We start from the raw sequence: 14,738 nt of genomic DNA, 5'->3' as shown, positions 1-14,738 counted from the left end.
AATAAAAAACTTGAGGGGCAGGTTTTCCCTGCCCTTTTCAACAAATTTCCCCTAAAACAAAATTTAATTACGAATTATTTTAATTTGCCTTAGGTCGAGTAAATTCAGAAGGCGATTTAAATTTCATCACCGGCACATCTTTAAGCGCCTTCTCCATAAAATCCTTCCAAACAGGAGTCACCATACCTCCACCTGTCGCACCACTAGCTAATTGTTTGTTGTCATCTCTTCCTACCCAAATAGCAGTTGTTAATTGCGGTACAGAACCAATAAACCAAATATCTTTTTCAGCAGAAGTTGTACCTGTTTTACCTGCGACTGGCCGATCTAGTGCAGCACCTTTACCAGTTCCTTCTTTGACTACCGTCTGCATCACATCTATTAATGCGGCTGATGCCCAAGGGTCAAGAACTTGCTGAGGTTTAGGAGTATTATCTAACAATACATTGCCACTACTATCAGTAATCCGAGCAATTACCGTTGGTGGTGATTGCCAGCCGTAATTAGCAAATGTTGCATAAGCACTAGCCATTTCCAATGGTGTCACACCAATTGCACCCAATGGTAAAGAACTGACAGCAACCATTGGACTCGTAATTCCCAAGGTACGGCAGGTATCGATGACTTTATTCATTCCCACAGCTTTGCCAATCTTGACCGCAGGCACATTCCGAGACAATGCTAAAGCAGTACGAATCGGCATTGCGCCCATAAAACCACCATCGTAATTGCGGGGATAGTACCAACCATCACCATCGCGATAGCTAACTGGAGAATCGACTATCGTTGTACTTGGTGTAAACTTCCCACTCGCAAAGGCAGTATAGTAAACAAATGGCTTAAAAGAAGATCCTGGTTGACGTAGCGCTTGAGTTGCGCGGTTAAATTCGCCAGCTTTTGAATCTATACCACCCACCAAAGCTTTAATAAAGTGCGTGCGGGGATCGATAGCTACTAAAGCCATTTGATTTTTATATAATCCCCGACCTTCGAGGGTTTTATGCCACTCTTTAATAGTGTCTTCTGCTAACTTTTGGAAATTGGCGTCTACTGTCGTTTGTACGCGCATTCCACCTTTAAGCAATGCAGCACGCCCAAACTTTTTAATGATTTCTTGAACTGCGGTATTGCTGACATAAGGAAGGGCACTACCTTGAAACGATCTAATCTTGCCCAGTTTGATTTTTTGCTGGAGAGCCTGATTATATTCTTGCTCGTTAATCCATTTTAATTCCAGCATCCGCCCCAGCACTTCTTTTTGTTTTTGTTTTGCCAGTTTCATGTTCACAAACGGGCTATATTGCTCTGGCGCTTGGATTAAACCTGCCATCATTGCAGATTCGCCTAAAGTCAAATTTGCTGCTGATTTGTCAAAGTAAGTTCGTGCTGCGGTTTGCACGCCATAGTTATTGTGACCCCAATAAACTTGATTGAGGTACATTTCTAAAATTTGGTCTTTCCCAAAAATTTGCTCTAACCGAATTGCCAGTACCGCTTCTGCTATTTTGCGAGTAAAAGCACGCTTCTTAGATAGGAAGATATTTTTCACCAACTGCATGGTGATTGTAGAACCCCCCTCCCGGACGCTACCTGCTGCCCAATTGACTAACGCAGCACGTCCAATACCGGCGGGGTTAATACCGTGGTGAACGTAGAAGTGGCTATCTTCACTAGCTAATACTGCTCGTTTTAAATTTGGGGAAATATCATCTAGTGGTACAACTTTCCTGTTAGCTTCCCCATGTATACCTGCTAAAAGCTTACCTTTAATGTCATAGATATAAGTTGTTTCTTCTGGAAAGAAGTTTCGTAGTTGTCTAACATCTGGTAAATTACGAAAACTAATCGCTAAACCAACCAGTCCTCCAGCCAGAACAGAACTTGTCAGCATAGCGATCGATAAGAGAGTAACACCAGCTACTTGACCTACTTCTCTGAAAAACTCGACATTAGGTGAAGTAGTCCGAGTGCCTACATGGTCTGTAAAAACTTTTGACGAAGACACAGCAATTGTACTCCCTCAGTTACAAATACGAACTAAAATTTATGCAATGAAGATTTAGCCAGATACCTTTTGGCAAGTACAGGAATCTGAATTTGGTTATTGAAAAAATCTACGTATATGTAGTAGGCATTACCTACTAAAACTCCGATCTATGGGCACTGCCCACTTTCCTCTCCTACGTAGATTTTAAAAATAATTAAGTATGAATCCTATATACTACTTTGATAGTTACCAAAGTAAATAATTGCCAGCTGATATTAAATATTTTATGTGTGTGTAGAGTGTAGCGGAGCAATAATAATAAATCTTCTACTTAAAGATAGAAATACCTGTTTTATGTACTTAGTTTTTATTAAGAAATATCAATTAGTTAAGAAACTTAAACTGTAGGATAAAATTTCACTCACTTTAGCTAAAATCCCCAACTTATTCAAGAAGTCGGGGAGCTAAATCCAATATTTAAAGTGTCTGAGAAACGCTAGAGAAACAGCCTCAACCTTTTTACAAATCTAGCTTTTTTTACTCATCATAAATTTGTTCGCAATCAAATCTACCTTTAATTTGTTGATTGTAAAAGCTACCTATTGAATCAGAAGAATAAAAATCTTCCCAAGTTTCTCGATCTACTCCAAAATACTGATATACTGCGCCATTACGAAACTCAACCTGCAAAGTTTGCTCGTTACTATCGTAGGCAATTGTGCTAGCCATTGATGAACTAACTGGTAAGAAGGCAATTGGTTCTTCTTGAGGAGGAAGTGCCGCAGGTTCAGCTACAATCTCGTTGAGTTCTCGCAATCCTTCATAAGCTTGGATGGGTGCGGGAATTTCTAAAAATTCTATTTCATCACCTCGATCGAGCAATAACTGTAAGTGTCCGTCAGAATGAGCGATCGCAATCAAGCTACTCAAATCCATTTTCGATAACTTCATTAATTTTGCTCTCCTGTTGGCGTAGAGATGATATTTTTCAGTTGATAGTGTTAAATTCTTATGCAAAATCAAATCGCTTAATAATACATTTGTACTATATAAGCGGTTGACTGTCAAGCTTTGCCAAGAAAAATGCACAATCATTGCAATAAGAGTACAGTTGGCAATGAATTACCCTTTTGGAGCAGCATTTTTACCGGAATTGCCGCTGATTTTGGCGGGGCCAATCTTACAACATACAGATTCCGAATCAGTTACAGTTTGGGTAGCACTCAAAAAACCGTGTGAGGTGCTACTTCAGGTTTACGATACAGCCAACAACGGTACTTTAATTACAGATTGTGTATTTGAAGGCAGACGTTCTACTTATGCGTTAGGAGAATCGCTGCATATTGTGGCGGTAACAGCTGAATCTGCGAGTGGGTATTTGTTGAGTAGCGATCGCATATATGCATACGACTTACAATTTATCGAGAAATCTTCCCAGAATCGGCAAACATTGCTGCAAGCCTTGTGTTCTAGCCGCTTTCCCACCGCTAACATCAGCTATTTTGCCCATCAAAAACCTACATTCGTCTTACCACCAGCCGATTTACAAGATTTGCGAATTGTGCATGGTTCCTGTCGCAAACCCCACGGTGATGGCTTCGATACCCTACCAATTCTCGATTGCTTGATTGAAAAAGCCGCCAACCAGCCGCGACAACGACCTCATCAACTTTTCCTTACAGGCGACCAAATTTATGGAGATGATGTAGCCGATCCGCTATTGTGGGTATCCAGTCAGTTGGGCGATGCGCTGCTGGGTTGGGAAGAACAACTACCTTTGACACAGCAAACAGCTACAGATGCTAGTTATTACACCCCAAAGCAACTACCTCCCGGACATCGGGCTGAGGTAGCAACTAACCAAGCTGGTTTCACCGCCGGATTGCACAATAAAACTGCCAAAGTTAGCAGTCACCTGCTGAGTTTGGGAGAGTATTACGCATCTTACCTGTTAGCTTGGTCTCCAGTCTGCTGGCCGACAACCTTACCTCAGGGACGGGAAGTCATGGATGGTTATCGAGTCAGCCGACGCTGGGACAAAGAAGTGCGAGATATGCAGCAATTTATCCATACTCTTTGGAAAGTGCGCCGTGCTTTGGCGAATATTCCCATGTATAGTATCTTCGATGACCATGATGTCAGCGATGACTGGAATCTCAACCAAGCTTGGTGTTTGCGCGTATTAGGACGACCTTTGGGGCGCAGAACCGTTCAAAATGCGCTGTTAGCTTATGCAGTTTTTCAAGCTTGGGGCAATACACCCAAACAATTTACATCCGGTCAACCTGGAGAAAAATTATTGCAAGCGGCTGAGAAATGGTCTGCTGCTGGTGGAATGGATGGTGTAGCCTGGGATGCGATCGCCCGTTACTTAGGAATGCCACCTACCAACCCCAGCACAGGCTTACCAGAGTTTATCCAATATGACTCAGTATTGGTACTAGATCGCGATCCAGAAGCGCTGACCTGGCATTATACAGTGCGGAGTTTTTGCCATGAAGTGATTGTTTTAGATACACGTACATGGCGGGGTTATCCTGCGGATCAAAAACCAATTGCACCGCCAATGCTGCTATCTCCCCCAGCCTTTAACCAGCAACTTTCTCAACCTTTAGAACAAGCAACCCATAAACCCAAAGGGCGATCGCCAATGCAAGCTACATTTGTGATTGCACCGACAAATCTCTTTGGTTTAAAAGTAATTGATTGGATTCATCATTGGCACTTACACCGTGAAAAAGTTTATGGTGTAGATGTGGGGGATGCTTGGAACATTAATTACGAAGCATTGGCGCAATTTCTCACAACTTTATTTGAGCAACGTCAACAAGTAATTGTTTTATCTGGAGATATTCATTACAGTTCCGTTGTCCGATTATCTTATACCAGAACTTCTCTAGGTTCTCAAACAAATTCTGTATTAGTGCAGTTAACTGCTAGCCCTTTTAAAAATGAAGAGACTATTACTCGCATTATTCATACACGACTCAAACAATGGCTGTTACCAGAAACAAGCCGACATTGGATAGGCTGGTCAAATCCACCTTATATGGTAGAAATTTCTGATAGGAAATCCCGTCGCAATTATCTGTCACATCATCAGCCTGAATGGCATGGTGTCATGGAATGGGTTCACCGAACCAGCACGCAAACTGCTGATTTTGGCAATAATGTCTCATGGCTGATTAATTCTCGACGACAAGCAAAAAACCAGAAATGGAGATGGTTGCAGTATTTAACTTGTTGGAAATTACCTTGGTTGCAAGATGGGCGAGAAGTGATTGGATTAAATAATTTAGCCTTAGTTCAGTTTGAGATAGATGGCAATAGCGATCGCAAAGTTATTCAAGATCTGTATTGGTTTTCTACTTGGTATCCTACTGAAATTGTTTATACCCGCTTTGAAAGTCAATTAAGCGATTCCAAATTCCAACTGCAAAATCGAACTTCTTAACTATCAATAACTGGTATTTTTAATACAATACCTTTTACGGAAATACTATTGTCTAAAAGTCACATTTAATCTAAAAAATTCTAATTGAATAAGGTAGCAATATATATTAAAATTCATTGCAAGTAAACGAAGGGGAGTAGAGCAGGTGATGCCAACTCTACACTGAAGCAATGAAAATAGCTGTTGTAGTTGGATATTTTCCCGTATTATCGGAAACATTTATTGTCAATCAAATTATAGGTGCAATCGACCGAGGGCATAGAGTTGATATATACGCTTATCAACCAGCTAATACTACTAAAGTACATCCAAATATTAAGAATTATCAGTTGTTAAATCGGACTGTTTATCAACCGCATATACCGCTAAATTACTTTTTACGGCTCCTGAAAGCGATAAAATTACTAATTACAAATTTTCGGAAAAATCCTTTAGTTCTACTGCGATCGCTAAATTTTTTCAAATATGGCAGATGGGCAGCTTCTTTAAGATTATTTTATTCAGTTATACCTTTATTAGAGTCTAATTCCTACGATATCATTCATTGTCAGTTTGGCACATTTGCCCGCGAAGCCATAATTTGGCGCGATATCGGTGCGATTAAAGGAAAGTTGATTACTTCGTTTCGCGGCTACGATATCACCTGGTTTGTGCATGAATATGGAGAACATATTTATGACGAACTCTTTAAAAAAGGTGATTTTTTCTTAGCCAATTGTCAATACTTTCAAAAAAAAGCGATTCAAATAGGATGCGATCGCCAAAAAATTGTTGTACATGCTTCGGGAATAGATTGCAGCCAGTTTAAATTTAAATTCAGACTGGCTCCGGGTGAAAACGATAAAATTTACCTGGCTACAACTTGCCGCCTAATTGAAAAGAAAGGCATAGAATATAGCATCCGTGCTGTTGCTGAGGTAATAAAAATTTACCCTAATATCGAATACAATATCATTGGGGATGGGCATTTAAAAACCGAGTTACAGCAATTAATTAAACACTTAAATGTGGGTGATAAAATCAACCTTTTGGGATGGCGAAATCAGACAGAAATTATTGAAATACTAGATAAATCTCATATTTTTATTGCTCCCAACGTCACAACTCACGATGGGAATATAGATGCTCCCATCAACACTTTAAAAGAAGCAATGGCTATGGGTTTACCAGTCATTAGTACTTTACATGGTGGTATTCCAGAACTGGTAGAAGATAGAATTTCTGGTTTTATTGTACCTGAACGAGATGTTGCAGCAATGGCGGAGAAAATAATTTATTTAATAAAGCATCCAGAAATATGGACAAAGATGGGTAAAGCCGGACGCGCTTATGTAGAAGCAAACTACAATATCAACAAGCTTAACGATGAATTAATCCAAATTTATCAACAAGTCAGTAATAAGAAGGCAGAAGTAGAAAGGCAAAGGGCAGAAGGTAATTCTCATGCAAAGATAGGAGGTATTTAATAAGGTTTTGGAGCTTTGATTTGATTCCGTAACAAAATTTGGGGTGTTAAATCATGTAAAAAAATATTCACAATTTCCTTGCAACCTGTTTTTTACTTCTCTTTCCTTCTGCCTACCGCCTCCTGCCTACTGCCTTTATTTTACTAACAATAGAGAGATGAACTTATCAGCGATCGCCAACTCCCAAGTTACAATTGTTGTTGTTCCACGAGAGCGTTTTAGCTATACACGCGAATCTTTAGAAAGCATCTACGAGCATACAAACTATCCATTTAATTTAATTTATGTAGATGTCAATTCGCCGCCGCATATCAGAGATTATTTACGAGAACAAGCCCAACAAAAGCAATTTCAACTCATTCGCAGCGATAAATACTTGTCGCCAAACTGCGCGAGAAATATCGGACTCAAACAAGTTACTAGCGAATATGTTGTGTTCTTTGATAACGATGTAGTTGTAGCACCAAATTGGCTCAAGCCATTAGTAGACTGTGCGCAAACAACCGGAGCAACTCTAGTTAGTCCGCTTCTATGTCAAGGTACACCTGTACATCAAGAAGTACATTGTGCGGGAGGAGAAACGGGGATACGGGTAGAAAAGCACAGACGGCGGATTGTTGAAAAGATATATTATCAAGGTCGGCAGTTAGCAGATATCAAACCCCAGCTACAACAACAGCCAACGGAGTTAGCAGAATTTCACTGTATGTTAGTACGCACAGAGATATTTCAGCAAATTGGTTTTTTGGATGAAGCGCTGCTTTCCACAAAAGAACACGTCGATTTGTGTATGTTGATAGCTGAGGCTGGCGGTACAGTCTACCTTGAACCCGAATCTCTCGTTACTTATGTACCGGGGCCGCCACTAGAGTGGACAGACTTACATTACTATATGCTGCGGTGGAGCGATCGCTGGGAATTATCCAGCCTGAAACACCTACGCCAAAAGTGGAACCTTAGCGAAGATGAGTATTTTCAAAATCGATACAAACGCTTAGGTTCAAGACGACACATGACAATTATTCACCCATTTGCCAGAAAAGTGTCGATTGGGAACTTTGGCTTTCGGGTGGTAGCTAAAATTCTGCGTCTGATGGATCGGGTATTAAACCGTTGGATAACTAGCTGGTGAATGCGATCGCAGTATCATCCAGGTAGAAGTTTAGTTAGAAATTGGTACATTTTTAAACGCAGCTGTATCTGGGACAAAAATGTCCACATCCTTCACACCATCAGGAACTCTTATCCACACATAAGCATCAGCTGACGCCTTTGGACGTAGCTGCGCTAAAGAAACAGTTCCGGTTGAGCGATTTAAAGCAATTGCTTTGTAGGTTTCGCTGGTTTCAGGGTTGCGAGCTGTAGTACTAGCAACCGATATAATATCACTACCGCCAACTCCATCTGTAGCTTGACGACGGATGCGCATCTGCACGTTCACCACATCACGGTTTCCAGTTTGGGGATCTTTAATCCGTTTTGCTGAAAGTAACTCAACTTCCGCCTTATTACCAAACGCAGGCTGGACAAATTGACCAGGCTGAATTGCATTTGTTGAGGTAGCGACTGGTGATGGTGTGGTTTCTGGCGATGCTGTTGGTTCTGGGGTATTTGATTGTGTGGTAGATATTGGAGGAGTAGTATTACTTTGCGTACTAGTATTAGTGGTATTTAGCGTCTGTCGCAGTGTGAAAACTTCGTAAGCTGCATAGCCACCACATATTAAAGCTACAGTCGAAAGGAATACAGCCACAACCGACAGAAATGTATTCACACCACTACCTCAATTTCATATTGCTTTAAATACAGGTTTGTTCACCTTCGGATTTTATGATGCCATAAATTATGCGTATGTATTAAATAAGCCACAATCTTTCCTAAACTAATTTAAACGCTGCATTGAATTTGAAGAACGCAGTCAGTTAGACATTCAGACCCTCAGAGCTTATAAACTAGTTGATGCCTACATCTCCAAACTAAAGTACACGCACCTAGTATTTATACTTCGGATCGTCTTATGTCACGGTGAGAAATTATCTGTAGGGTTGGCGTTGCCCACCCTACGTCTTTGGATATATATGATGTAACAGCGAGAAATAATGAAGCAGCAGCGTTTAAATTCTCAGCTACCGGAAGTTATTTATACACCCGAAAGTAGATTGAGACATCCCCTAAAATTGGGTAAACAAATGTGGCGAGACTTGCTAGCTTCTCGCGAACTTGCTTGGCGGCTAATGGTGCGAGATATTAGCGCCCAATATCGTCAATCTTTTTTAGGAATAGCCTGGGCTTTTTTACCACCAATAATTATGGCATTGGGCTTTACCCTCGCTCATGATGCTAATGTCATTAATATTCAAGCGACAGATTTACCTTATCCCGCTTATGTGATGTTCAGCACTGCATTATGGCAAACCTTTGTCGAAGCTTTAAATGGGCCAGTGCAAGCTGTTATCTTAGCAAAACCGATGTTAGCAAGAGTCAACTTTCCCAGAGAAGCGCTGATTTTAGCAAAAATAGGCGAGGTATTTTTTAACTTTGGTATCAAGCTAATTTTGATCGTGGCATTTTTTCTCTGGTTTCAAATCTCTGTAACTTGGACAGCCATTCTCGCACCTGTAGCCATAATTAATTTAGTTTTACTGGGAATATTTTTCGGTATTTTATTAGCACCATTTGGAGTCTTATATCAAGATATATCTAGAGGACTCAGTTTAATAACAGGCTTTTGGTTATTCTTAACTCCCGTAGTTTACCCAGTACCAAAACAAGGAATATTTGGGTTTTTAGTACAGCTTAATCCCGTCACCCCTTTATTAGTAACAGCGCGAGAGTTAGCCACAACAGACGTAATCTCATATCCTTATCGTTTTTGGTTAGTAAGTGCAATTACTTTAGTAGGATTATTAATAACCTGGGTTGCCTTCCGTTTAGCTATGCCTTTTGTGGTTGAAAGAGTTAGTTCTTAATAGGAGCATCCCACTTTTTTAATCAATACCCTAGAAAGCTATTGCTAAACGAACAAAGCCTGCCTACTCAAGCGAAAAAACACTGTTTCAGAACCGAGCAGTTTCTACAATTACTTACCCCTTAAGGGGACTGAAACAAGCAGTAAGAATAATTGTAGTGAAACCCAACACTCCAAAGTCTTGTAATTGTAGGGTTTCACTTCTTTCAAACGCCACTTTGCTCAAGTCGGCAAAGCCGCCCACGCAAGTGGCTCCCCAACCTACGCATCTGTCTCATTTTTTTCTAGAACTGTATTGCTTAATGAACCGCTTCTGTTTGATTCTTAAGTTGAGATGCAATCAAAGGCACTTTAGGCGCGAAGAAAAATCCCATCAAACTTGCAAAGAGTATGGGTGTGAAGGGACTGAAGTTAGTTAGTTTTGATAATAGTAAAGTGGTGCTAATTGGTGTGCGCGTCACGGCTGCATTAATAGCAGCCATTGTAGAAATCATTGCTAAGGCGGGATTGACTCCTGGAATTAAGATTGCTACTGCTTTACCTACACAAGCACCAGTAAAAAATAAGGGGATGATAAATCCACCACGCCAACCACCTGTGACAGTCATGCTGATTGCAGCCATTTTACCCAAAGCTAGCAGCAAAAGAAAAATAGCAGAAAAGTTAGTAGTAACGACAGATTCCAATTCTTCATGACCAAAATAACGGGTTAGCGGCAAAACAGCTGCTAAACTGCCCAATCCTAAGCCTGCAATTGTGGTGCGCACATAGATAGGCCCGGGGATATGAGAAAATAAGCGATCGCAACTGCGAAAAATGCCGATAAAAATCCATCCTGCTACCGCCCCTAGAATACCAAAGGCGATCGCCAAAGCAAAATCATCAATATTTACCAAGTTGTATTGCGGAAAATTCCAAGTCGGTGCAATTCCTAAACGTGTAATTGCTGCAAACACCAAATAACTAGCGCAACTCGAAACAATCGCAGGCATCAAAGCTTCGTAATATTCCACAATATGCTGGTGGTGTAAAATCTCTAGGGCAAACATCGCACCCCCAAGCGGCGAGCCAAATAAAGCAGTGAAGCCAGCCGCCATCGCTGCTAAACTCATAGATCTGAGATCTTCTCCTTGGAGTTTTAAGCGATCGGCTACCCAAGTACCAAAGGAACCAGTTACTTGTACTAGTGGTGCTTCTGGCCCCGCACTACCGCCAGCTGAGATGCTGACTAAAGAAGAGATAATCATTGAGGGATTTTTCCGAGTATCCAGCCGTCCGTTGCGAAAGTGAATGTTATCAACTATCGCAGCAATTTCGCCTGGATTCCCCAGAAAATGAATCGCTAACCCAATTAATAAACCGCATAGTGGCATGACAAAAAGCAGACTCGCACCCTGAAATTTTTGCAAGCCATGAACCAGCAGTTCTAGAACATTCCAATACAAACCAGCAAACAAACCGCTAACAGTCCCTACAGCAGCCCAGCATAAAACCCAGCGGGAAATCATCAAAGGATGTCGCTTTGCCAAGCCAAAAAGTTGAGAAAGTGTCCAACGTTGAGTTTGGTTGCTAGCTGGAGGCTTATTCGGTAGCACTGCTGATTTCCTGTTTTGAAACGAAAGTTACAGAATATTTACATTTTCTATAGTAGAGGTTATTGGCTAGCTAAATCATCTCCAGTCCTTATCAGAAGTATTTAAGCCTCTAGATAGTGTGTGCCTTGCAAGTAGAAAATCTAAGCTTGGCGTAGAAGTTAGGGGAAATAGTCATGAATAAAGAAACTGTTCCTAGTCAAGCCGAAAAGATGAATCCAGAAGGTGATGCATCACAATTAAGTCCAGAGGTACTAGACAAAATTAAACATCCTCCAAAAATGGACGATGTCATCCGAGAACAATCCGCAGAAGAACGCAGATCCAACCCAGCGTTAGTACCGGAAATGCTGGATGAACCAACTGATGAACTTATCGGCTTCACTAAAGAGTAGAAATACTACTGAGTTAAGGCGGTGAAAAACCGCCACTATACAAATAAAACCTACTAACCCAAAGCATAAAAAGCGTTAGTTAAATATAAAAAATAATAAATATTAAACTTTTCAGCACTAACAATCTTTTACAAGTTGAGGAAGCCATTTATTATGGCTTTTTCTATCTTTAGAAAGTTGCTTAGTTAATTAAAAAGAAATTAATTTACATTAATGGCAGTAGATTTTAACTGTCTTAGTCAACAGTTCCTTCAAAAATGAAGAAACTGCTAGATATTTTTGAGTTGTTACCAAAATCTGATGCTTATTTGCAATGAAGCTACAATTTTTAAGCTAAGAAAATTTAAGTTTATTAAACTTTTTCATTCATTGTTTAAGCATTTCGTTAACAGGTGACACAAAAGAAACCTTTTTCAAGGTATTCGGTGTTTTTATTTCCTAATTATTAAGTCGAGCGATCGCTACATTGATAATGTTGTACCGCAAGCCAATAAACAAGCTGCAAAAATTCATTCAAAAACAAAGTTTTTTGCATATAGGAGTTTTTCTAGCAAGTCTGTTGGGCATCGTATTGTTCAGTTGGATAGCGCTTTCGCAGCAACCTGTCACCCTGAATATTTTAATGACTGCCCCTGATGCCCAACCTTGGAGACAGGGTTTAATTAGAGACTTCGAGGCGGAAAACCCAGGCATTCGTATTAATCTGGTTGAAGGGCCGAATGCCACAAATTTGCTTGAAGACTTATATACTTCATCTTTTATTTTGGGTGAATCCCCTTATGACCTGATTAATATGGATGTGATTTGGACATCCAAATTTGCTGCTGCTGGATGGTTGCTACCTCTGGGCGATCGCGTTTCCAAGGAAGAGTTGGCAGCATTTTCGCCCAAAGATGTAGAAGGGGGGCGTTATCAGGATAAGCTATATCGCCTGCCAGTGCGTTCCGATGTAGGAATGCTCTACTACCGAGAAGATTTAATTAAACAAGCAGGATTGAAACCGCCGCAAACCTTTCAAGATTTGATGCAAATTTCCCAAACATTGCAGCAGAAAGACAAGGTGAATTGGGGCTATGTTTGGCAGGGTCGCCAATATGAAGGACTCGTGGCGATGTTTGTGGAAGTCCTCGATGGTTTTGGTGGTTTCTGGGTGAATCCCGACACCCTAGAAGTTGGACTAGATCGACCAGAAACAATAAAAGCCATTGAGTTTCTGCGGAATACCGTTAACCAAGGCGTTTCACCTCCCGGAGTTACAACTTATCAAGAAGAAGATACCCGGCGCTTATTTCAAAGCGGTCAAGTAGCATTTCTTCGCAGCTGGCCTTATGCATGGCCTTTAGCCCAAGCAGAAAATTCGCCAATCCGAGGCAAAATTGGCATTCAACCGATGGTTCACGCTCCTGGTCAAACGGGAGCAGCTTGTCTAGGCGGCTGGGGTTTAGGAATTGCCAAATCTTCTAGACATCCCGAAGAAGCTTGGAAAGCAATTCAGTACTTTACCAGTCGCGAAGCACAGCGCCGCTTCATTTTGACCGCAGGTTATGTGCCCAGCCGCCGGGAACTATTTACAGACCCAGAGATTGTTGCCAAATATCCTCACTATCCCAAATTACTGGAGGCCGTAGACAACGCAGTTTTACGTCCACCCATTGCCCAATACGCTCAAACCTCAGATATTTTGCAGCGTTATCTCAGTGCCGCCCTATCCGGTCGCATGAATCCCGAACGCGCCATGCAAGCTGCTGCTGCGGAAACGCGCCGACTGTTAGAAGCGGGGAGGAGAGGATGAGGAGAGTGTGGGGAGTGTGGGGAGTGTGGGGAGTGTGGGGGGACAAGGTGAGACCAGCGCTGCGGGAGGGTTTCCCTCCGCAGGCGACTGGCGAACCCGAAGGGAGAAATGATAAATAACAAATGAATATTGCCTTATTTCCCATGCCCATTAACCAATGACAAATGACTAATAACAAATGACTAATTTTACACTCCGAAGTCGGGAACAAAGGACAGCTTGGATATTACTCACGCCAGCGTTACTGCTGCTGTTGTTTGTATTTGCTTACCCGATTTTACGAGCATTCTGGTTAAGTGTATTTACGAGGAATCTGGGTACAGAGTTACAACCCGTATTCTCTGGTTTGGATAATTACGTGCGGATGGCGGGTGATGGTCGCTTTTGGCAGAGTTTATGGGCGACGACGGTGTTCACAACATCATCAGTAATTTTAGAACTACTGCTAGGGCTGGGTATTGCTCTGGTTCTCAATCAGGCATTTTTTGGTCGGGGTATCGTGCGTACAACCGCCATTCTACCTTGGGCGTTGCCGACGGCTTTGATTGGTTTGGCATGGGCTTGGATTTTTAACGACCAGTTTGGCGTTGTCAACGATATTCTGCTGCGGCTGGGACTGATTAAAACGGGAATTAACTGGTTAGGAGATCCAACGCTGGCAACGATCGCAGTAATTTTTGCTGATGTTTGGAAAACTACGCCTTTTATTAGTATCTTGCTGCTAGCTGGGTTGCAGTCGATATCACAAGACCTTTATGAAGCTTACTCAGTTGATGGGGCAAATGCTTGGCAACAATTCCGCAATATTACCCTGCCACTGCTGCTACCGCAAATCTTAATTGCAGTGTTATTTCGATTTGCTCAAGCTTTCGGAATTTTTGACTTGATTGCTGTAATGACTGGGGGTGGCCCTGGTGGCGCTACGGAAGTGGTGTCGCTGTACATCTACTCTACAGTGATGCGCTACTTAGATTTTGGTTATGGAGCAGCTTTAGTAGTAGTGACATTTTTAATATTAATTGCTGCGGTGGCGATCGCTAGTTTCTTGCTAAAAAAATCTCGTGCCAAATCAGGAGCCATTTAA

11 protein-coding genes are annotated in these 14,738 nt (G+C 41.5%); 7 read left to right on the top strand and 4 right to left on the bottom strand.

Going from position 1 to position 14,738, the window contains the following annotated elements; all coding sequences use genetic code 11:
* Positions 1-79 precede the first annotated feature (79 nt).
* Both AACU33_RS21510 and AACU33_RS21505 read right to left on the bottom strand, forming a co-directional pair.
* A complete protein-coding gene (locus AACU33_RS21510; protein ID WP_096590578.1) occupies positions 80-2,005 on the bottom strand; it encodes a transglycosylase domain-containing protein in 1,926 nt (641 codons plus the stop codon).
* Positions 2,006-2,524: 519 nt separating this feature from the next.
* On the bottom strand, positions 2,525-2,938 hold the full coding sequence (locus AACU33_RS21505; protein WP_096595338.1) for a KTSC domain-containing protein: 414 nt from the start codon (positions 2,936-2,938) through the stop codon (positions 2,525-2,527).
* A 166-nt stretch (positions 2,939-3,104) separates the two neighbouring features.
* On the opposite strand from AACU33_RS21505, the gene AACU33_RS21500 reads away from it, so the two are divergent.
* The 3 genes from AACU33_RS21500 (at position 3,105) to AACU33_RS21490 (ending at position 8,039) form a co-directional block, all read left to right on the top strand.
* Positions 3,105-5,441, top strand: coding sequence for a PhoD-like phosphatase (locus AACU33_RS21500; RefSeq protein WP_096590577.1), 2,337 nt, complete (start codon positions 3,105-3,107; stop codon positions 5,439-5,441).
* A gap of 170 nt (positions 5,442-5,611) precedes the next feature.
* Positions 5,612-6,907 (top strand): glycosyltransferase, encoded by a 1,296-nt coding sequence (locus tag AACU33_RS21495; protein ID WP_096590576.1) that lies wholly within the window; start codon positions 5,612-5,614, stop codon positions 6,905-6,907.
* Between the two features lie 157 nt (positions 6,908-7,064).
* A complete protein-coding gene (locus AACU33_RS21490) occupies positions 7,065-8,039 on the top strand; it encodes a glycosyltransferase family 2 protein (protein WP_096590575.1) in 975 nt (324 codons plus the stop codon).
* A gap of 30 nt (positions 8,040-8,069) precedes the next feature.
* On the opposite strand, the gene AACU33_RS21485 is transcribed toward AACU33_RS21490, so the two are convergent.
* Positions 8,070-8,681 (bottom strand): hypothetical protein, encoded by a 612-nt coding sequence (locus tag AACU33_RS21485; RefSeq protein WP_096590574.1) that lies wholly within the window; start codon positions 8,679-8,681, stop codon positions 8,070-8,072.
* A gap of 325 nt (positions 8,682-9,006) precedes the next feature.
* Between AACU33_RS21485 and AACU33_RS21480 the strand changes: the two genes are divergently transcribed.
* Entirely contained in the window at positions 9,007-9,876 is an 870-nt protein-coding gene (locus tag AACU33_RS21480; protein ID WP_096590573.1) for an ABC transporter permease, read from the top strand.
* Between the two features lie 298 nt (positions 9,877-10,174).
* On the opposite strand, the gene AACU33_RS21475 is transcribed toward AACU33_RS21480, so the two are convergent.
* Positions 10,175-11,470 carry a chloride channel protein gene (locus tag AACU33_RS21475; RefSeq protein WP_339376195.1) on the bottom strand — a complete coding sequence of 432 codons (1,296 nt, stop codon included), beginning with the start codon at positions 11,468-11,470 and terminating at the stop codon, positions 10,175-10,177.
* A 173-nt stretch (positions 11,471-11,643) separates the two neighbouring features.
* Between AACU33_RS21475 and AACU33_RS21470 the strand changes: the two genes are divergently transcribed.
* From AACU33_RS21470 to AACU33_RS21460, 3 genes are all read left to right on the top strand, one after another.
* Positions 11,644-11,862, top strand: coding sequence for a hypothetical protein (locus AACU33_RS21470; RefSeq protein ID WP_086768266.1), 219 nt, complete (start codon positions 11,644-11,646; stop codon positions 11,860-11,862).
* Positions 11,863-12,334: 472 nt separating this feature from the next.
* Positions 12,335-13,654, top strand: coding sequence for an ABC transporter substrate-binding protein (locus tag AACU33_RS21465; RefSeq protein ID WP_096590572.1), 1,320 nt, complete (start codon positions 12,335-12,337; stop codon positions 13,652-13,654).
* A gap of 178 nt (positions 13,655-13,832) precedes the next feature.
* Positions 13,833-14,738, top strand: coding sequence for a carbohydrate ABC transporter permease (locus AACU33_RS21460; RefSeq protein ID WP_096590571.1), 906 nt, complete (start codon positions 13,833-13,835; stop codon positions 14,736-14,738).

The sequence above is a fragment of the Calothrix sp. NIES-2098 genome, from assembly GCF_963875125.1.
Lineage (GTDB): Bacteria > Cyanobacteriota > Cyanobacteriia > Cyanobacteriales > Nostocaceae > Aulosira.
The sequence above is the reverse complement of the archived record's forward strand: the minus strand, read 5'-3'. Positions and strand labels throughout refer to the sequence as shown.